Source organism: Metabacillus niabensis (genome assembly GCF_902829255.1).
Taxonomy (GTDB): domain Bacteria; phylum Bacillota; class Bacilli; order Bacillales; family Bacillaceae; genus Metabacillus; species Metabacillus niabensis.
The window spans coordinates 45,737-66,430 of record NZ_CADEPK010000353.1 but is presented as its reverse complement, the minus strand read 5'-3'; the positions used below and the strand labels follow the sequence as shown (position 1 = coordinate 66,430).

Sequence of the window (20,694 nt, the reverse complement as noted above, 5' to 3'; positions counted from 1 at the left end):
CAATTTATCATTACATAACAAAACTCTCTTGTTCAATTTTGAGTAGACAAGGGAGTTTTGTCTTAAAGGAGTACCTTGTTGAAGAGATTTTACTAACTAACGATGTTATTGTAACTAAAAGCAAAGGAGAAACGTCCATTTTGTAAAGGGAGGGAGATTGTGAAAAAGCTCGTAGTTAGTTCAGTGCTCATTCTTTTATCTGCTGTTTTATTTGGCTGTAATTTATTTTCGAAAAATGATTTGCCGATTGAAATGGTTGCCTTCAACAGTTTATCTGAAAAAGAACAAGATTTAATCCCTGTAAGCCCTAAAGATTCACTTGTTAAGAAAGTGGCAGTTGATCACGATATAGAATCATTCATTAATCATGACTATGACAAAGACGAGGTTTACTCTGTTACATTTAACCATACAAATACAGAAACCTCTGGCAATCTAATTGTTTTTGTTGATTTGGACAAAAAGAACGTTGTTGGCAAAGGGGTAGCCAGTAAGAAAAACTAGAATAGAGGGTAAGGTATTTTCATGAAGAAACCTGTAATTTAGGAGTAACTACAGGTTTCTATATCATGACCTTATTTATCCTCATTCATTATGTTCATTTGCTTTAATGCTTCGATTGCTATCGTTTTTGCTTCAGTTCCAGATCCATTAAGATTTACGGCAAATACCCATGTTTCTTTATCTGTTTCGATAAAACCGATGTACCACCCTAATCCCATATCTGAAAGCCTTGTTCCTGTTTTTCCGTGAAGAATATACTCATCCTGTTCATCTTGGATCATCATTCGTTTCACTGTCTTTTGGATCGTTTCCTGAAAGGGGAGTTCCTCTTTAACAAGGTCTTCGATGAACTCAACCTGTTCTTTGGCGGAAATCTTCAATGTGCTGTCTAGCCAGAATTGGTCAATGCCTCCTGATATATCATTGTTTCCGTAGTTTATTTTGTTGATAGATTCCTGCATCTTTTCGTTTCCGATATCTCTTGCCATATCTTGATAAAACCAAACGGCTGATTCTCTCATTGCTGAGGCTAATGAATGGTCACGATTCCAGCCTTCGAATTCTCTTTTCACACCATCCCAACGCTTCACTTCATACTCGTCTCTTACTACACCTGTTTCCAATCCGATTAAAGAATTTGCCACTTTAAATGTTGATTCAGGAGTAAATCTTTTTATGCTTCTTTCCTTGTTATAAAGATAAATATCATCCTTTTTCACATTTTTAAGCACCATAGTCCCGTCTTTTCCATTAAACAAATTTTCGATGTTTAGTTCCTTTGTTTTTTGCGCCTTTGCTTCACTGACATTTACTAGATTTGTTTGAACGAGGAGCATTAAGAGCATAAAGAATGCTGCAAGCTTAAACCACCTTTTCGTTGAATCATTCATCAGTAGAGTGCCTCCCTTTTCCTTTGTTTTTCATTTGTGTATGTTGTTTCATTAGACGTAAATTACGCTTTTCTCAAAATTTCGCCACCCTTCACTATGATTATAAATTGGGAAACTCAAATATTACAAGTGTAATATTTAGATGCCAAAGAATGAAATCCTTCTTTTCATTGCGGTTTTCTCTAAAATTACTCAAAAAGTACTATAATCTAGGAACGTAGAAGAACAGCAAAAGGATCGATTTCACAATGAAATCGATCCTTTATATGTATTTTACTGTATCACCGTAACCCAATCGCGATATAAATGGCTGTTCCCCAGATAAATATTGAGGAGCATTTGTTGAAGATGTTCATTAATGCTCCTGTCCCATCTAACCTTTTCATTGCTGCACCTGCGACCGTTAATCCGAAGAACCAAATCCAGGATACGAGAATGCATGCAATCGTAAATAAAAATTGTTCTGTTCCGACATATTTTAATGCACTTGTTCCAATAACACCGACGATATCTAAGATCGCATGTGGGTTTAATAAAGAAACGGATAGAGCGAAAACAATTTGTTGCCGGATTGATAATGCTTTGCCCGTTTCCTTTGCTTTAGGTACAGACCGCCAAATCGCATATCCCATGTAAAATAAAAACAAAATGCCGACAACCATTAGGCTAATCCGCAGCCATTCAAATTGAAGGACGATAACAGATAAGCCGAATATCGCTAAAACGATCAAAAGTGTATCACATAGGGCGGCCGTTATCGTCGCAGGAAGTGCTTGAAGTAGCTTTGGCTGTGTGGCTCCCTGTGAAAACACAAATACGTTTTGTACGCCTAAAGGTAAAATAAGTCCGAATGCTAGAATGATTCCGTGAAGAATAGGTTCCATTTTTATCAACTTCCTTTCAATTTCTATCTTACTATGATAAAACTTAAAGAAAACGACCAATTGGATGGCTTTTTATCCATCCAATTTAAGAGGGGATATATTTTGAAGTGGGTACCAAACCGTAAGTCTCATTTGACGATTCAAGAGCAAATTGTCGAATGGATAAAAGCTCGGATTGAAAGGGGAGATTGGACTGTTGGCACAAAGCTCCCGACACAGCGACAACTGGCAACACAATTTCATGTAAATCGAAGCACCGTCCAGCTTGCACTTGATGAATTAAAGGCAGATGGTTTACTTGAGTCAAAAATGGGCTCAGGTGTATTTGTTGCTAATCATTCATGGAATGTGCTTTTGAACAGGTCTCAGCCGAATTGGAAGCAGCATATTGAATCAAGTATTTATAAGCCAAACTACCACACGATTCAACTCATCAATGAATATGAGCAATACGACCATATCATCCGCCTCGGAACAGGTGAATTATCACCAGAATTACTCCCGACAGACCAAATTGAACAGTCTTTAAAGGAGATTTCCCTTGATGCAAAATCAATTGGCTATTCACCGCCAAAAGGGAATGAGCGGCTTAGAAACATCATTTGTGAATATGTAAAAAAGCGCGGTATTCAAACAGAGCCAGAGAACATCCTTATTGTTTCTGGTGCGCTCCAAGCCCTTCAATTAATTGCAATGGGATTGCTAGAGGAAGGCTCGATCGTTTTTCACGAGCAGCCATCATACTTAAGCTCTGTCCATCCGTTTCAATCTGCTGGAATGCGGATGATTTCAGTAACGCGAAATGCTAATTTATCTGATCATTTAAGGGTTTTAAAAAGAAAAAGACAATCGTTATTTTACACTGTTCCGACATTGCATAATCCAACAGGGGATAGCTTGTCTGTAAAAGAAAAGGAACAATTATATCATGTGTGCAATGAGCTCCAAATCCCTATTATTGAGGATGATGTATACCATGAATTGTTATTTGAGACCGCGCCACCGGCAATAAAATCGTTTGATACATCTGGGCAAGTCCTTTATATAGGGAGTGTATCTAAAACGTTAAGCCCAGGCTTACGAATTGGCTGGGTTATCGCACCTTCACCTGTCATTGCCAGATTAGCAGATATAAAAATGCAAACAGATTATGGTTCAAGTGCCTTTTCCCAAGAAATTGTCGCACACTGGATATCAACTGGTTTATATGAAAAGCATTTAACTAACCTACGTGAGCAATTGAAGAAAAGGGCAGCATTCGTTGAAAGGATTTTAGAACAACAATTTAGTAAAATGGCTACATGGAAAAGGTCAGAGGGAGGCTTTTATATTTGGCTACGATTTAATCAACCGATTGTAAATAAATCGTTATTTTTAAATCTACTAAAACAAAATGTGTTAATAAACCCTGGCTATATTTATGATTCAAGTGATTTACATCATATTCGTCTTTCCTATGCGTATGCTTCTTTGGAGGGATTAAAGCTAGGATTAGATCGTCTATTAAAGGTAATAGGTTCTAGCTAGACCTTTTCATTGTGATCATAATACTCTATTTTCTCGCGAGAATAGAGTGTTTTTTATTATCATAGCAAAATCTAATAGTATGCTTGAAACACTGATAATTTCAGAGACCAATGTACAGGTTCATATAAGTAAAAAGCTCTATTATTATTTCACTAAGAAAACGTGATGTATTAGAACAACCAAATCTCTATTTTTTTGTAAAATCAGCTATTAAATGTAGTGAAAAATTAATTTCCAATAGGGAAAAAATGTTAAAATTTTGATAAGAATTTGTAAAATGGCTTTATTTTCCTAGGAAAGAAGTTATAATATATTCGTGTTCTTCACCTATGATTCGACTTCACCCTTACTCGCTTTTACCTCGCAAGTTCCGCAACATCTTAGTTTTCGACGTAAAGTCTACATTGAAAACGGAGGTGATGATCAAAAATTCCAGTAGATGATAAGGTTTACAAGCTTCGATTCAGAAAAAATAATTAAATGAAAAGGGAGAGTTCAGTGTGATGGTGATGGTAGCAAACGAACATCCTAGATTATTTGATTATGACTACTCATGTATTTTATCCAGGCCATTTAACGTAGTACTAACATTAAAATAGGAGCTTTAAAATGTTAAAATTGTTCGCAAAGGTAGACAAAAATCCTTAAGCACGACAGCTTTGGTGAGGTGTGTGCTTAAGGACTGTTTGGAGTTGAAAAGATTCCAACTACATTTGGTATTATATCCAACTCCACATAAAAATGAAAGAATGAATTTTTTTGAGGGGAGCTATAAAAGTTATGGATGACCATTTATTACCGATCGTTGAGGATCCTTATATTATTCATGAAAATACAATGCTTATTACTCCATTTTACACAGAGCAAGCTTATCTTCATAGCCATGTGATGGAGGTATATCAAGAAATACAGGTTAAAGAGAATCCGAGAAAGATTGTCATGAATAGTTTAGAGTATTTTGGTGCTGATTTACCAGGGAGAAATCAATCGGCAGGCGGAATTTTGCGCAATCAAAGGCTGCTCCCGGTATTAATTAGTGAAAGATCAAAAATGTGTATGATTCCAACCTGTTCACCGACAAAGTCAGAAAATTGCTGGATTTCCTATCGGCATGTTCGAAGTATCGATCCGAAGGGGAATCGTTCAATTGTCACGCTAGAAAACCACAAGCGAGTCGAGCTTAACATTACCCGTGATACGCTAGAAAGACGAATAGAGAAGGCTGCACGATTAGTTGATACATATGAAATTCGTTATCAAAAGATCACCGACTTGTATCGCAGTCAAATCATTGCTGAAAGCCAAACGATTTATAAAATTCCTAGATTTGAAAATTAATGAAATCGAAATGAGAAGGAACGATTCGGACCCTTTTGTATGGTGAAAAGGATTGTTCCTTCTCCTTTAACCCTATGCTTTTACAACAATATTGGCAGAAATCCAGCCTTCTTTTCCATCAGCGGTTTTCACCTTTAGCCAAGTGATTCCACGATTATCAGTTTCTTCTTCCTCTAAGTATGTTACAGTTTCACCTAGTTTTAAGCTATCAACAATATTTCCGTCTAGGGAAGGGGTTTCTCGGATATTGCCGCCTTCTTCATATTGCTCCTTTAGTGTGTATTCTACGCCTTCAACCTGCTTTAAAGTCGTTCCTACCTTTCCTTGCAAATCACTCAAATCAAAGCCTAAAGCTTTTTTTACCTTTTCCTCTGATGCCCATTTTTCAAATTGGTACCACGATTTTGAATAGGTCGTCGTTGGGTTGTTGATAATGGCCATAGGTAAAATGATAGCTAATAAAAGTGCGGTAATCCGGAACGTTTTTCTTAGCGTGTATTTATTTCTTGTCCGTTTTTTGAACAGTTGCTCAGTTTTCATAAATCCCTTTAATAGGAAGGCAACGCTATCCTCCATCACGTCAACCCATGCTGGAATGACATAGTTGCCTTCATCACGTCGTTTCATTAGCTTGCGATGTGCAAGCTTCATGAAAGCCAATGAGACGAGTTCAGTTATTTTTTGTAGCAAAATACTGCCCCATTTTATTAGACGGGGGAGTAGGCGTATAATAATTGGTCTTAGGCATACAACCACGATATATGTGATGATGGCGATTCGTAGCCAAACAGGCAGTAATGACAGTGGGACCCAAAGCCAAAATAGTTGATTGATAATGGTTTCCACAGTTCACCTACTCTCCTTTTGTTGAATGATAAAGACGTTTCAAATCATCTAGAGGATCTGCCTCATAGCTGACATCTGATAGACGCTTGCTCTCAGGTATAGGGTCATGTGGGAAGTATGCTCTTATTTTCGCAATTTGCTCCTTCGCTTCAAACTCACTAACGGAAGGGTCAAGCAGCAATTTTCTGACTTGGTCCTGCACTTCGAGACGGAAGCCTTCCTCATTTTGTAAGCGAGCTTTCACGATATCACGAGCATCCTGATTTTCCTCAGCAATAAGTAAGGCAGTCAGCAAGTCACCCTTTTCGATTGCATCCTGTATTTCCTTAGCAAGTGAGCGAGCCTTCATTAATCTCTTTTCCCGACGGTGAACCTCAAGCTCATGCTCCTGGTCAATCTCTCTAAATTTTTTATCATGCTCCTGATCATTTGTACTTTGCTTCACAAGAACATTTATATCAGTAATCGCAACACCGACTTGTTTTAAGCCTGCAACCATTGATGAATGCTCGTGAAGATCCTCGATATGACGCTTCACTCGTTTTGACTCAGAAATTGGGTAATCGATCGTAATTTCCTCAAGCCAATATGGAAGCTTCTTTTTAATATAGGTTACGATTTCTCCAGCATTTTGTTGGATTAATGAAATTGGGTCAACAACCTTATAATCAATCGATAAGTCAATTAAAAATTGGCGACCGCGATCCTGAGAAGGGACCTCTTTTTCAAAATGGAAATTTAACGTCGACATATTGACGATATACATCTTCGTATATTTTCCTGCCCGTAAATCACTGCGGGAAATGCGGTCACCATTTTTCACAACTAAAAAATTATTATTTTCATTTGTATAAACAAAGGCTTGTGTCATCGATGATGCAGGTGGCTTCTCAAAAAAACTAAATTTGACAGGTTGTACATCAATTAAATTCATCTTGTCGTCCTCCTCTTTGTTTCATCAGTTCTATCGGTTCTGAAGGTCATATGTAGCTTCAGCAAATGATTTATTCTGTTATTGACATATATATGCTCGTAATTATGAGAGCAAAAAGATTTGAATTTCAATTTATTCATGTTAAGTTGCTTTAAATATTCGGAAGTCTCAAGAAATAGTTAGTTAAATTTAACCCAGCAATTGTTTACTCCATCAATAAAAGAATGGAATTCCTTGCAAACTGTAAAACTAGTCCTCTTCAAAAATAATATATTCGTTAAGTCGATGATATAACTACTTTTTGGCTGAAAAGGCATCTGAAAAAATTGATAAGTGAAATTGTCGGGTAACCCTGCACTTCCTCCTCCAACATTTAAAAAGGACGTGTCCATCGTTTGTAATAACTTATTCACTTGAATCACAGGATAGAAGAGTCATAACGGATTTTCTTGTAAACGTCAAAAGCTTAGTTATTCGCCTTGGCGATTTTCAGGTTGATTCGACTCCCAGACTAGTTGCTCGTTCTACAATTTCCTTTCTTGTTCGACATATCCTAATTCTATTATACAAAATAAGGGTCTTTATTCACAGGGGAAGACGAGCGGAGGAGGGGGTATGGCGGAAAAAGAGTAGTTTAGAAGGTAAAGAAGGAAATGATATATAGAAAAAGAAATACAACAGAGAGGTGATTCTGTGAGTTGTTTAGGGTGTGAGTTAGCTAATAAGATGAAACGTGTGAATGTCGTTTATGAGGACGATTTTATTTGCTGCATTTTAGACCATGACCCATTTAATGAAGGACATGTTATGATCCTTCCAAAAGGGCATTTTGAAGATGTTGATGAACTGGATGAAGAAACGGCGAATGCTATCATGCAGACATCAAGGCTGCTTGCAAAAGCTATTAAGACACTATATAAACCTGACGGGATAACTATATGCCAAAATGGGGGAATATTTAGTGAATTATCTCATTATCATATGCATGTTGTACCAAGATATAAGCATCAGCCGTTTGCGGATTTCTATTTAGAAACCCCTTTAAATAATGAAGGCTTAAAGAGTAAATTGTTAGAGACAAGAAATGAATTAGTTGAAGTAATCAAAGGAATACTTCAATAAGGTATAGACGAAAACCTAGCTTTTACAGCTAGGCTTTTTGTGTATATTAGCATTACCTTGCTTCTATAGAAATTAATTTTCTTGCTTCAGCTATAATAGTTTGAATTAATGATTCAACGGTTTGATTTTTCGCCAATCTTGGGCTTTGACCAGACCATAGTGGCGTAAAATCTTGCTTGTTTTGGAGAATAGAAGCTTTGCGAATATCTTGAGTAAGTGTATTTTGAATAGGGAAGTCTGGTAAAAATGCTTCGTGTTTCTTCATTTCGATAATAAATTTATTATTAATACCTCTGGCCCATTTACCTGAAAATGAACGAGTTAAAATCGTTTCGTCTTCTTTAGCATGAAGGATTGCTTCTTTATGAACCTTATGTGCGCCACTTTCAATACAGGTCAAAAAAGCCGTCCCCATTTGTACACCCATTGCGCCTAAACATTTCGAGGCTATTAACCCTCTTCCATCCATAATTCCTCCTGCAGCAACAACAGGAATGCTAACATTGTCAACAACCTGGGGAATTAAGGACATTAACCCAATCGAGCTTTCTTGTGAACGGTTAATAAAGTTCCCGCGATGTCCACCAGCTTCACTACCTTGAACAACAACAATATCCATTCCTGCTTTTTCGTTTTCAACTGCCTCTGTAACAGTTGTAGCAGTTCCGATCAGAATTATGTTTGATTTTTTTAATTCAGTCATCCATTCTCTAGAAGGAATGCCAAATGTAAATGAACAAATAGGAATCTTTTCTTCCATGACAACTTTTATTTGTTGAATAAATTCCTCAAAAACACTCTCGAAATATGGTGGTTCAAAGTTATCTTGCTGAGGTAAATGTAACTGCTGACGAATAGGGTCTAAGAGCTGATTGGAAGATTTTATTTCATTCTCTGTCACTCTAAATTCGTTAGGAACAAATAGATTAATCCCAAACGGATTTGAAGTTAGCTTCTTTATTTCCCTAATTTGTTCTCGTATTTGAACAGGAGTCATATACCCTGCGCCAATCATCCCTAGCCCCCCAGAATTTGAAACCTCAGCGACTAATGTTGAGGTTGTTATCCCGCCAGCCATAGGAGCTTGTATAATAGGGTATTTAATGTTTAAAAGCTCTGTCATTTCATTACTAAACATGATTTCTCACCTCGTCTGTCATTTGATTTTCCTTTAGATTTCTCTCAAGATGATAAGGATTCCTACCAAGATGGACCCCATCAACTGTCCAATCGTATAAATAGAGTTTAGAAAGGCAATGTTCAACTGCAATTAGAGATTCATTTTCGAAGTTGAAATTCTTCCAAAAAATAATCTATTTAAAGCATATCTCTTTTTTGGTATATTGAATAATACATAATAATGAGATTTGCTATCAGGTATTTTGATATCTGAAAAGTGGTGGAGGAATTTTATGGATTTGCACTCGTTGAAAATTTTCCAGACTGTCGCAAGGCTAGGAAGTATATCGAAAGCTGCAAGAGAGCTTCAATATGCGCAGTCTAATATCACAATGAAAATTCAGCAGCTGGAATCGGATCTTCAAACAACGCTTTTCTATAGGCATAATCGTGGTACTGTATTAACAACTAAAGGAAGCCTGTTGCTTTCGTATACGGAAAAAATATTCGATCTTATAGAAGAAACGAAACATGTGATGATGGATGAGCAAACGCAAAAAGGTTCTTTAATGATTGGTTCAATGGAAACAACCGCAGCAGTTCGCCTGCCAGTCCTATTTTCAAAGTATCATAGACACTTTCCAGAGGTAGATTTAACGTTAAAAACAGGCTCTACTGAACAAAGTATTCAAGGTATTCTTCAGTATGAACTTGATGGTGCCTTTGTGTCTGGACCTATTCATCACCCTGATCTCATAGAGAAAGAAGTATTCGAGGAGGAACTCGTTATCATTACAGATAACGTCCATCCATCAATAGCTTCAATCAAAGATATTCAAACAAGAACATTGCTTGTTTTTCATAAAGGATGTGCTTATCGGGAAAGGTTTGAACAATGGCTACACATAGAAAAAATGATACCCTATAAGATAATGGAGTTTGGCACGATAGATGGAATTATCGGTTGTGTAGCTGCAGGTCTCGGTATTAGCATGCTTCCTTCCAGTGTAGTTGAAAATCATGTACAAGCAGGAACTGTTAAACAGCATTCATTGCCGAATTCCTACGGGAAAGTCAAAACGATGTTTATTTATCGAAAGGAAAACTATTTACCAATAGCTTTGTTAAAATTTATTGAAATGTTAAGTGAATAGGTCATTCTTTCGGAGATGATGAAAGAATAGAACAGCATTAATAAAGGGAAGAGTGAACGTAATGAGAATTGGTTTTTTTGATTCTGGTATCGGTGGAATAACTGTACTTCATCAAGCATTGAAGTACCTACCGAATGAAGACTATATCTTTTATGCAGACACCTCACATGTTCCTTATGGAGAAAAGCCAAAGGAAGAGGTAAGGGATTATATTTTTCGTGCGGCCGACTTTATGGCAAATCAAGGTGTGAAGGCATTGGTGATTGCTTGTAATACTGCTACAAGTATCGCGGTTGATGATCTTCGAAAAAAGTATGACTTCCCTATTTTAGGGATTGAACCGGCGGTAAAGCCTGCTGTTCAAAGCTGTAAAGGAAAGCGAAAAAAAGTATTAGTATTGGCGACTAGCTTGACTCTCAAAGAGGAAAAATTCCATAATCTCGTAAAAAGTATAGACCATCATGATATTGTTGAAAGCTTGCCACTCCCTGGTCTAGTCGAATTTGCCGAGAGCTTTGAATTTAGAGAAGAGGTCGTTGTACCATATTTAAGAGAAAAGGTAAGTGCATTGGATCTAGAGCAGTATGGAACGATTGTTCTTGGCTGTACTCATTTCCCATATTTCGAAAATAGCGTAAGGGAAATCTTTCCTGAAAAGGTGGACATTATTTCAGGAAGTGTAGGTACCGCAAAAAATCTAAAGCGAATTCTCGAAGCAAGGAATCAAATAAACGATGGAACAGGGGATATTGTTTATTTTCAATCTGGTTCTAAAGTTGTTGATAAAGAAACCTTGGTGAGCTATAAAAAGCTAATGGGAAGGTTAGATGAGCTGGAACTATAGTCACTTAAATTAAGTCATTTCTGCTTCATGCTAAAGGTAGTGGGGAAATTCAGGATAAGAAAAGGACATACCCTATTAGTCTAATAACATAGGATATGTCCTTATTTATCTTTCCCTTTTTAAAAATTCGTACTCTTACAACCTAGTGTGCTTCCGCCTATTTTTATTTGTATGAGTAGATGATTGAATTGTTCAGTCGGAATTGGTTTTGAAAAGAGATAGCCTTGTCCATAGTTGCAGTTAAAGCTTGAGAGAACCTGTGCTTGATGCTCATGCTCAATTCCTTCAGCAACGATATTTAAGTTGAAATTTAACCCTAAATCAATAATTGTTTTTACCATCGACTGATTTTTTGGATCTGAAATATTGTCAATAAATGATTTATCGATTTTTAGCGTATCAATTGGAAGCTCCTTTAAAACATGCAAGGACGAATAGCCTGTTCCAAAGTCATCAATCGATAGCTTTACGCCAAGCTTTCTTAGCCCGGTTAAAATCAGTAGCGATTCATTCATGTTTTGCATGATGCTTTCCGTTATTTCCAGTTCTAAGTACTGTGGATCAAGTCCAGATTCAGCAATGACCCTTTTCACCGTTAGTAAAAAATCACTGTCTTGAAATTGGCGAACAGAGACGTTGACCGAAACAGAAAGATGGGGGAGCCCGCTATTCTGCCACAGTTTATTTTGCTTGCAGGCTGTCAAAAGTACCCATTCGCCAATGCTAATAATTTGTCTAGATTCTTCAGCAATCGGAATAAACTCACTTGGTGCAATGACCCCTAATGTAGGGTGTTGCCAACGTAATAATGCCTCCATACCGACTAATTTTCTCGTTTTCAAATCAATTTTAGGCTGATAATAAAGCTGTAGCTGATTTTTTTCAATGGCGTTACGCAGCTCAGTTTCAAGCAGCATTTTTCGATTCATCGTTTCATTTAGCTGAGAGCAATAAAATTGGTAGTTATTTTTTCCTTTTTCCTTAGCTAAATACATGGCGGCATCAGCATTTTTTAGTAAAGAGACAGGGTTTGCTGCGTTTTCTGGATACATGCTGATGCCAATACTCGGTGTTATCGTTATGTCATAGTCAGCAATTTTAAATGGTCTAGAAAATTCAGCTAGAATCTGTTTAGCCGTTGTGATACTATCGTCTTTTGTCGCATTGACTAATAAAAAGATGAATTCATCGCCACCCATTCGGTAAATGCGTGCATTTTCCTTTGCGCTTGATTTTAGTCTTTTCGCCACTTCTTCTAATAGGCTATCGCCAATATAATGTCCAAACGAATCATTGATATTTTTAAATCGATCTAAATCGAATAAAAGCAATGCAATTGGGTTCGGGCTTGAATCCATTTTTTCTTGAAGCTGGGTAAAATCCTCTGTTAATTTTGCGCGATTGTATAAGCCTGTAAGAGGATCGTGGTATGCTAAATGATGATATTCAGCAATTAATAAATAATTTTTTCTTACTAAAAGAATTTGCCTGCCAACAATTAAAAACAATGTTAGGCAAAGACCGATCGTAAGGGAATTATAATACCAGTTTGTGCTTTCTAAATAAAGGACGAGTAAAATCATGACGCTTAAGTATGGGAAGATATAGCCATTATTTTTTGCTAACGTATCTGTAAACCATTCTCGCTCATTTGTCTTTTCCTTCGTGTACAAGCCTCCAAGTCCAATGATTAAGATGGCAATCGTTAACAATGGATCAGTCATATTCCCTGGCAAAAAATCATTATTTAGATTTTGGAAAATATAGATGACATCCGCGATAACTAGAATAATAGAGCCGCCTATAATAAAAAGGGAAGACCTCTTATCTTGGATAGCGGGAAACAGATAGAATAAGTAAGTGATTGTAAAAGATATGCTCCAAATGATGACTGGAAAGCATAACGAAATACTCGTTGAGATAAGCGAGAAATTTCTATAAGGCAAAATAGGATTAACGATGTAATGAATACTAACCGTCATGACAACTGTCATAAAGATGATGAGATTAAAGAAAAAAGGACGATTTGGATTTGTTTTGATTTGTCTAATTTTATATGCTAACCCGGTAAGAAATAGCAAATAAGCGGATAATAAAATGATAGCGATTTCTATATTGTGTGTCCGGTTAGTTAAAAGAAAAAATAATAAGGTGAAATGAAATAGCGTAAAAAATAAAATCCCAATACTAAATAGGAGCCAAAAATAGCGATTTTTATCTGCCATCGTTTGATAAGCTTTAAACGTCCAAGAAAAGCTTACAAGGCCTGCGACAATGGGAAGAAAGGATGCGATAAAGGCTCTCATCCAGAGATTGTCGTGAAATAAAATGAGACTAGCGTAGTATACTGCAATAAGAATGAAAAAGAATAAGTAGGCTGAACGCTTTGATTTTAACATCGTAGTACCTCACAGTTAGTCACTAAAAGTAAATTGTGTAAATAAAAAAGGCTATTTCCCATTGGTAATAACCTTTTTCGCTATTCCTTTGGTAACTCAGCCACCATAGTTTCCTTTAGGTCTGTAGCTTTGCGTCTTCACCTTTCGATGAGTTTGCCTTTTTAGTAGAATAATTCTATTTTTTCTTACATTCTATCATAAAATGCCTCATCACATCATTCTTTTTTCCTAGATTATATGTGTAATTGTCGTAATTTGTCGACAAACAAATATAATAAAAACGAGCATCCTTCATTGGGGACTGTCCCCAAGAGGTTGCTCGCTTTGCTTTAGTAGCTTTTCCATGCTTTTTCGTATTTTTCGATAATCGTTGGACGGGTTAGTGTGTTTGTTTCGATTGGTACTTTTCGCCCCTTTTCATCGACGATATCTTTGTCAATATCCTTGCCGAACGTTGTAAGACCATCGAGGACATCATTCGTTAAAAATTCCGTTTCGACGGTTATTTTTGCATCCTTTAGGTTGACGGGCTCTCGTTTCGCAAGAACAAATCCCCAATCTCCAAAGCTTGGGACATCTACGTGAAGGTTGGCTGTTTGTAGGTCAGCAGCCTGAACGGTTTGGTTAATCGACCAATAAACCTCTGTTGCAAACGTTGGGCTCGTTGCCTGGATCATCATTGAGCCGCCTGGTGTTAAATGATTTCGCAGCAGCTGATAAAACTCAAGTGTATACAGCTTGTTCAATGATTCATTATTCGGGTCAGGCAAATCAACGAGAATGACGTCGTAAAATTGCTTGTCCCTTTTTAAATATTGAAACGCGTCCTCGTTAACAACATTGACACGTTCATCCTCATACGAATGTTTATTTAATGTGACGATATCACGATTCGTTTTACCGAGCTCAACGACCTTTGGATCAAGGTCTACGAGTGTCATCGATTTAACCTCATCATATTTTTGCAGCTCGCGTAAGGCTAAGCCGTCACCGCCGCCAAGAATAAGAATGTTTTCTCTTTTCTCCGCTGTTGCCATTGTAGGGTGAACAAGTGTCTCATGATAGCGATGCTCATCTGTTGAGCTAAATTGCAGCTGGCCATCAAGGAAAAGACGCAAATCACCTTGTTCCTTTGTTAAAATGATTTGCTGGTAGGCGGTTTGCTCTGTATAAATAATCGGATCTCGGTAAAGCTTTTGTTCAAACGTAAACGCTGTTTCCTCACCGAAAAATATGCCGACGATGAGCAGGAGGAAGATCGCAATTCCAGCTGTGAAATGGCGCTTGAACGTTTTTATTTCCTTTTTAAAATAGAGAAGGATCCAGAGTGCCACGATGACATTTATTAATGCTACGATAAACGCTGTTTTCACTAGGCCAAACTCTGGTCGAAACAAGTAGACGAAGAGGATACCGCCAATTAATCCACCTGCGTAATCTGAAAAAAGCACTCGTGCAGTACTTTTTTGAACGGTGACACCAATTTCATTTGCTTTACGAATTAAAATCGGTAATTCAACACCTGTTAATCCTCCAACAACTAATGTAATTGTATAAAGGAATAACGAATCCATTCCTTCACTTAAAAACGCGGATACCCCGAAGAGGAGGAAGGTTGAAAATCCGGCTAGAATTCCAATGAGATATTCAATCCAAACAAATGATAATATTAAATTTTTTGTTACTCTTTCACTTATTGACGCACCGATTCCCATTCCGGTTAGAAAAAGAGAAATGGTGAGGGTGTATTGCTTTACACCATCACCAAGTAAATAAGAACCAGCTGCGCCGAATAGAACCTCGAAGATAATCCCGCAAACGGAAACGATCCCCGAAGCCCAATAAATCGCTTTGCTTTGTTTATTTTTTTTCTCACTCACTATAAAAGTCGTCTCCTTATGTTACGTAATCGATGCACCGATGACAAATCCAAGGCCGATCGATACACACATGCTGATAATCCCGACTGAAATATTTCCCTTTTGCAATTGTTCTTCAACAGAGAATTTTCTTGTGAAAAGCTCAAATAGAAGATAAGCAACCATTTGCAATAAAATTCCGTATGCGCCCCAAATCAATGTATCTAGCACATTCGCACTATGGTAAATCGAGAATGAAAGAATAATACAGATACCGACGATTTTCCCACCAATTGATAGAGAGACAGCGTGGTTTCCGTTTAGTACCTCATCCCAGTCTTTATATTTCTTTGTAAGGAATTCGAAAATAACTAATCCAATAAGTACAATAATAATGGCAATTAAGAAGTAGACAGCCGTTAAAATAAATGGTTCCATCTGATTCATCCTTTCTCATATTCATTTTTTGTAAAAACTAAAAAAGCAAATTTTGTTGAGTTTCTCCTGAGGTTTCCCTCTGTACTCTTTTTTGAGCATAATGAAATTTTATTTTCCGGCACCAGGTCCGCCACCACGAACGGTTGACGTGCTTCCTCTTACAGAAGTGGAACCGCTTGTTGAGCTTTTATATGTACCGCCTGATGCTCCATATCCTTGATAGCAGTCATCATTTGTTGCAGAGCATTTTCTTTCTCTTTTGTTTGCCCAATTATCGTCCCTAAGAATATCATCTAAAATCCATAATGCAAATAATCCATTGAAATAATTAGGATGATAATTGTTCCGGACAAAGTCATAGGAGGATATTTCGACCATTGTGTCATCCTGATTATCTTCTGAAAGAGTTAGACTAATAAAAACATCCTGGTAAATAAGGACTTGCTTATTATTGACCTTTTCGCTTATTTCACGTGGTTTTTCATGATCTTGTAGCTCTTTTGACACTTCATCGATTGATTTGTTTTCTGCGAGGTAGATTTCTGAGATGTCATTTGATCCTGACTGACCTGTGACAACGTCTTGAAGGATATAATTTGTATCGATATATTCAGCTATTTCATCTTTGAAAATCGTTCCGCTCGTTGATCCCTCAATATTTCCACAAGCGGCTAAAAGGAGTGAAAAAGATAGCATAACAAAAAGAAGTGGTTTTTTCATTGACTCACCCTCTTTCATTTTGGAATATGAATTTGTTTTCATGATAAAGGGGCTGTTTTTAGTAAGGATGAGCCCTCACATTGAAACAGTCCCTTCATACTTATTTGTTTGATTCACTTGTAGTGTGTACGTAATAGGTCGTTATTCTTTTCCTAATTTACGTTTTAACGCAGCAAGCTCGTCATCAACATCATTTTTTTCTAATGATTCGAATTCATCATCAAGGCTTTTGTTTGAAGAGCGTAAGTCTTCACTTGTTTCTGCTTCTGCTTCAAATTGGAGAACCTTTTCTTCCATTCGTTCGAAGCCTCGTTTTGATTCATCAGAGCCAATACCAGAAAGGGTACGGTTCATTTTTGTTTTTGCCTTCGCAGATTCCGCACGAGCTTTTAAGGAATCCTTTTTTAGCTTCATTTGATAATATTCAGCCTTCATTTCATCAAGCTTTTTACGCACAGCTTCAGAATCAAGCTTCGCACGTTCGTATGATTCCTTTAATGTTTCCGCTGTTTGTGTGTGAAGCTTTTTATCCTCTAGCGCGCGGCGAGCTAAATCATCGTTTCCAGCTTCAACTGCTTTAAGCGCTTGTTCTTCACGCTTTTCAACCATTTTTTGTGCTTCTTCATATTTCTTTTGCAGCATTTTTTCATTGGCAATTTGCTTAGCAACAGCTGCTTCTGCCTCGCGAATATCTGATTCCATATCGCGCATAAATTGGTCTAGCATTTTTACTGGATCTTCTGCTTTGTCTAATAATGCATTAAGCTCTGAGTCAACAACTGTTTTTACACGTTTAAAAAATTTGAACATTGTTTATTCCTCCTATTTGCTTGCAATAAATTTTAATTCATATTCTTCAATATCATAACCAGCACTTACTTCAATTTCGCTTCCCCATTTTTCAACAGAGAGGTACTTTTCTTCTTCTTCATCACAATAATCATAGTACTCACAAATCATACCATTAATATTCTGATTTCTTCCAATGCCAGTTACGCGTGCTTTCCCTGATTCATCTAGGTAATAAGTAATTCCCTCATGACGAATTTTTTTCGGGATCGGTTCATCCAGCTTTAATTTTACCTTTTCATAAATACCAAGGTAAAGCTCATCGTCCATCTCAACGCTTAACCAAATCGTTTTTGCGACACCTTCAAGCTGGTATGCATACCATTTGAAGCCATGGTCATCATAACTAATCTTTCCAACAACCTTATAATCCTCTAAATCATATGTCACAATATCATTTGGCTGAAGATTAAATACATTCCGTTCCTCGACGGACCTAGGAGCATCGTCCTTCTTTCCAAACAACCTGCTAAAAAAACTCATGCACCCACCTCAACTTCATATCCTTAAACATACTATAATCATCTCACAACACCTAATACGAATTAAATAGGAGAAAGTTTCGCATTTTCCAGATAATTTTAATGGATTTTTGGGGACAGTCCCCCGCCGAATAGGCCATTAGTCCCTTTTTGGCGGAAGGAGAGGAGGTTGGGAGTTTTTTGGGGACAGTCCCCGAAAAGGGTGTTTTGCGCGGGATTTGAGCTAATGTCATTAAAGTGGGGGACTGTCCCCAATCTTGATAGAATAAGGTTTGTTGCAGCATAAAAGGGAAAATCTGTTGATTTGGGGACAGTCCCCCAAACGGTGTTTTTAGTGTTATAACTTTGGGGACTGCACTGTTTTGGGGACAGTCCCCAAATTGAGTCCCCAAATTGCTACTCACACTGCCTTTTTGTTGATGTAGATAAGACCGCTGGCGAAGAAGAGGATAAATCCGCCGATTATTGCATAGACGAGTGATTCGAATGACATGAAAAATCCGCCCCATGGTCCTTCGCCACCTTTTGGAATCATTGTGAGGAATGGTTGGACCCATGGATAGAAGGGTGCATATGTTTCTGAGTTTGCTACTAAAATATTCGGTACTGTAAACACTACGTTAAATGCTAAAGGTGCGGCGAAGCTAGACCATGCCATCGATATGAGTAACATAATTGCAGCAAGGGGAAGGGTGGCAATCCATCCGCCAACAAAGCTCCTTACCATGACATCATAAGGAATCGGGTCTTCAAATCCTTTAATAAACCCTATCGCAAGCCATGCTACTAAAACAAGACCTTGGTTAATCGCAATAAGCATAATCGTAAGAAAGAATTTCGATAGATACACATTCGTTCTTTTCACAGGAAGACTTAATAATTGCTTCCATCCGCCATTCTTGTGCTCATATCGGCATAAGAAGCTTGTAAACACACCAATAATGAGAGGGAGGAACAAGATGGTATGGATGGGTGTCATAATAACCAGTGGGATCACCCATTCATTTGGTGCCCCTTCAACCTGCTCGGTCAGAAATCCAGCAACAAATGCGAACGCTGGACTGACAAATAATAAAAGCCATATATAAGTTTTCCGCATTTTTAAAAATTCAGATTGCACTAAATTCCAAAACATTATTTCACATCCCTTTTTTGAAAATCAATCATCCCAAGGAAAAGAATGACGATGCCAACAGCTAGTCCAGCTGCTACATACCAAATAGGTTCCTGATCCCCCATTAATGTTGGCCACTTCCAAATGAACCAATCAGGAATATTGCTTGAAAAGAAAGGAGCAATTGTCCCGAAAATTCCAATCGTTAACGGAATCGCCTGATTGTCAAATGTAATCGAAAGCCAAGTTTGAATCGCTAAAATTGGCAGTCCAGCAATTAATGGATAAAAGCTGCTGATTAAAATATCATCGAGCGGCATTGGGGAAGAGCCAAACCCTAATCCAAGTCCTAAAAAAATCGTTCCAACGAATAAAAGGACACATGATAGAAGGAGCATAAACAAAATAATAAAAAACTTAGATGAATATACGACCCGACGTTTTATCGGTAAGCTTAGAAGATGCTTCCAGGAGCTCTGTTGATGCTCGATTGAAGCAATTTGTGATGCTAAAATCGTAATTCCTAGCAATAGTGCCAGTGATGTAAAACTATTAAGATTACCGAGTAAATCCCGCCAAACATCCTTGCTTCCACCAACTAAATAGTCATAGCGAACCCCGTAATTCACCATTTGTAGTGAAATTACACCGAACGGACCTAGAAAAACGAGAAACCAAAACCATTTCCGTTTGACCTTTAATAAATCAGCTTGCAGTGCCGCCAACATGCTGCGTTCCTCCTTCATTCGTTAAGTCGAGGAAGATGCTTTCCAACGATTTTCGTTTTTCCTCAATACGATAAATCTCATGGCCATGCTGAACTAGGTGTGTAATAATGCTTGCGATTTGTCCATCGGAAATATCCTCACATAGCAAATAATCATTCTCGTTTTCTACAATATGTCCCATTGTCAGTAACTGAGTTTTTGCCTTCATCGTATCCTTTACCTTAATGGCGATTTTTGCTCTCGCTTTATTACGAAGGACTTCAATTGAATCCTGGAAAATCATATTTCCCTTTGAAATAATGCCAACCTTCGTCGCCATCTGGTCAATTTCACTTAACAAATGACTAGAAATTAAGATAGTAATGCCATAATCCTTGGGCATTCTTTTAATCAAATCGCGTATTTCATGGATTCCGGAAGGGTCCAGTCCGTTTGTCGGTTCATCTAAAATGAGTAGCTCTGGATTTGCTAAAATCGCTGATGCAATGCCAAGTCGCTGCTTCATCCCAAGAGAATAGCCTTTCACAGCTCTGTCCGCATCCTTGGTTAACCGAACAATTTTTAACACCTCATCAATTCGGCTTTTTGGTACTTGAAGAATTTTCCGCACAGCCTCTAAGTTTTCTCGAGCTGTTAAATGCCCGTAATAAGAGGGAGACTCAACTAATGAACCAATTTTTTTTAATGCTTTTAAATGATTGCCTTTCACATTTTCACCAAATAGCTCAATGCCACCACTCGATGGCTTCATTAACCCAAGCAGCATCCGTATCGTCGTCGTCTTTCCAGCCCCATTCGGACCAAGAAATCCATAAATTTCTCCTTTTTCAATCGATAAATTCAACCTATCTACAACACGATTTCCTTTAAATGATTTTGTTAAATTCGTTGTTTTTATTAATGTTTCGTTCATTTTTATCACCTCATGTATAGCATAGGTGAC

General features: G+C 37.5%; 20 protein-coding genes and 1 riboswitch. Of the genes, 6 read left to right on the top strand and 14 right to left on the bottom strand.

Features of this window, described 5'->3' with window-relative positions:
* The first annotated feature begins 159 nt into the window (after window positions 1-159).
* Window positions 160-504, top strand: a complete 345-nt coding sequence (locus HU235_RS20195) for a hypothetical protein (protein ID WP_174881374.1) — start codon at window positions 160-162, stop codon at window positions 502-504.
* A 71-nt stretch (window positions 505-575) separates the two neighbouring features.
* Here HU235_RS20195 and blaOXA read toward each other — a convergent pair whose 3' ends face one another.
* Both blaOXA and HU235_RS20185 read right to left on the bottom strand, forming a co-directional pair.
* Window positions 576-1,394: a class D beta-lactamase gene (gene blaOXA, locus HU235_RS20190; protein ID WP_233452326.1), complete on the bottom strand. Its 819-nt coding sequence runs from the start codon at window positions 1,392-1,394 to the stop codon at window positions 576-578.
* 281 nt (window positions 1,395-1,675) lie between these two features.
* Window positions 1,676-2,278 carry a LysE/ArgO family amino acid transporter gene (locus tag HU235_RS20185; RefSeq protein WP_095299691.1) on the bottom strand — a complete coding sequence of 201 codons (603 nt, stop codon included), beginning with the start codon at window positions 2,276-2,278 and terminating at the stop codon, window positions 1,676-1,678.
* Between the two features lie 102 nt (window positions 2,279-2,380).
* Here HU235_RS20185 and HU235_RS20180 point away from each other — a divergent pair, with 102 nt between their 5' ends.
* Together HU235_RS20180 and HU235_RS20175 are read left to right on the top strand one after the other, a co-directional pair.
* Window positions 2,381-3,805, top strand: coding sequence for an aminotransferase-like domain-containing protein (locus HU235_RS20180; protein WP_174881373.1), 1,425 nt, complete (start codon window positions 2,381-2,383; stop codon window positions 3,803-3,805).
* Between the two features lie 780 nt (window positions 3,806-4,585).
* Entirely contained in the window at window positions 4,586-5,143 is a 558-nt protein-coding gene (locus HU235_RS20175; RefSeq protein WP_174881372.1) for a competence protein ComK, read from the top strand.
* A gap of 72 nt (window positions 5,144-5,215) precedes the next feature.
* Here the strand turns inward: HU235_RS20175 and HU235_RS20170 are convergent, their stop codons facing one another.
* Window positions 5,216-5,989: an SH3 domain-containing protein gene (locus tag HU235_RS20170; protein ID WP_141231497.1), complete on the bottom strand. Its 774-nt coding sequence runs from the start codon at window positions 5,987-5,989 to the stop codon at window positions 5,216-5,218.
* A 7-nt stretch (window positions 5,990-5,996) separates the two neighbouring features.
* Complete coding sequence (locus HU235_RS20165) at window positions 5,997-6,923, bottom strand: hypothetical protein (protein ID WP_174881371.1); 927 nt, start codon at window positions 6,921-6,923, stop codon at window positions 5,997-5,999.
* A gap of 693 nt (window positions 6,924-7,616) precedes the next feature.
* Here HU235_RS20165 and HU235_RS20160 point away from each other — a divergent pair.
* Window positions 7,617-8,045 (top strand): HIT family protein, encoded by a 429-nt coding sequence (locus HU235_RS20160; RefSeq protein WP_174881370.1) that lies wholly within the window; start codon window positions 7,617-7,619, stop codon window positions 8,043-8,045.
* Between the two features lie 52 nt (window positions 8,046-8,097).
* Here the strand turns inward: HU235_RS20160 and HU235_RS20155 are convergent, their stop codons facing one another.
* Complete coding sequence (locus HU235_RS20155) at window positions 8,098-9,183, bottom strand: NAD(P)H-dependent flavin oxidoreductase (RefSeq protein ID WP_174881369.1); 1,086 nt, start codon at window positions 9,181-9,183, stop codon at window positions 8,098-8,100.
* Window positions 9,184-9,457: 274 nt separating this feature from the next.
* Between HU235_RS20155 and HU235_RS20150 the strand changes: the two genes are divergently transcribed.
* Together HU235_RS20150 and murI are read left to right on the top strand one after the other, a co-directional pair.
* Window positions 9,458-10,318: a LysR family transcriptional regulator gene (locus tag HU235_RS20150; protein ID WP_174881368.1), complete on the top strand. Its 861-nt coding sequence runs from the start codon at window positions 9,458-9,460 to the stop codon at window positions 10,316-10,318.
* Between the two features lie 61 nt (window positions 10,319-10,379).
* Window positions 10,380-11,162 (top strand): glutamate racemase, encoded by a 783-nt coding sequence (murI, locus tag HU235_RS20145; protein ID WP_174881367.1) that lies wholly within the window; start codon window positions 10,380-10,382, stop codon window positions 11,160-11,162.
* 119 nt (window positions 11,163-11,281) lie between these two features.
* Here the strand turns inward: murI and HU235_RS20140 are convergent, their stop codons facing one another.
* The 9 genes from HU235_RS20140 to HU235_RS20100 form a co-directional block, all read right to left on the bottom strand.
* A complete protein-coding gene (locus tag HU235_RS20140; RefSeq protein WP_233452324.1) occupies window positions 11,282-13,561 on the bottom strand; it encodes a putative bifunctional diguanylate cyclase/phosphodiesterase in 2,280 nt (759 codons plus the stop codon).
* A gap of 87 nt (window positions 13,562-13,648) precedes the next feature.
* Window positions 13,649-13,729: riboswitch (cyclic di-GMP riboswitch) on the bottom strand.
* A gap of 161 nt (window positions 13,730-13,890) precedes the next feature.
* Window positions 13,891-15,444 (bottom strand): polyamine aminopropyltransferase, encoded by a 1,554-nt coding sequence (locus tag HU235_RS20135; RefSeq protein ID WP_145581609.1) that lies wholly within the window; start codon window positions 15,442-15,444, stop codon window positions 13,891-13,893.
* Between the two features lie 18 nt (window positions 15,445-15,462).
* Window positions 15,463-15,858, bottom strand: a complete 396-nt coding sequence (locus HU235_RS20130) for a DUF350 domain-containing protein (RefSeq protein ID WP_174881366.1) — start codon at window positions 15,856-15,858, stop codon at window positions 15,463-15,465.
* 108 nt (window positions 15,859-15,966) lie between these two features.
* A complete protein-coding gene (locus tag HU235_RS20125; protein ID WP_174881365.1) occupies window positions 15,967-16,578 on the bottom strand; it encodes a DUF4247 domain-containing protein in 612 nt (203 codons plus the stop codon).
* 141 nt (window positions 16,579-16,719) lie between these two features.
* The gene (locus tag HU235_RS20120; RefSeq protein ID WP_095299703.1) at window positions 16,720-17,388 is read right to left on the bottom strand and encodes a PspA/IM30 family protein; all 669 of its coding nucleotides are present in this window, start codon (window positions 17,386-17,388) and stop codon (window positions 16,720-16,722) included.
* A 12-nt stretch (window positions 17,389-17,400) separates the two neighbouring features.
* On the bottom strand, window positions 17,401-17,910 hold the full coding sequence (locus HU235_RS20115) for a DUF4178 domain-containing protein (protein WP_095299704.1): 510 nt from the start codon (window positions 17,908-17,910) through the stop codon (window positions 17,401-17,403).
* Window positions 17,911-18,309: 399 nt separating this feature from the next.
* Window positions 18,310-19,044 carry an ABC transporter permease gene (locus tag HU235_RS20110; RefSeq protein ID WP_095299705.1) on the bottom strand — a complete coding sequence of 245 codons (735 nt, stop codon included), beginning with the start codon at window positions 19,042-19,044 and terminating at the stop codon, window positions 18,310-18,312.
* Window positions 19,044-19,751, bottom strand: coding sequence for an ABC transporter permease (locus HU235_RS20105; protein ID WP_145581606.1), 708 nt, complete (start codon window positions 19,749-19,751; stop codon window positions 19,044-19,046). Before HU235_RS20105 ends, HU235_RS20110 begins: the two co-directional genes overlap by 1 nt.
* A complete protein-coding gene (locus HU235_RS20100; RefSeq protein WP_174881364.1) occupies window positions 19,729-20,664 on the bottom strand; it encodes an ABC transporter ATP-binding protein in 936 nt (311 codons plus the stop codon). Before HU235_RS20100 ends, HU235_RS20105 begins: the two co-directional genes overlap by 23 nt.
* Between the last annotated feature and the right edge of the window lie 30 nt (window positions 20,665-20,694).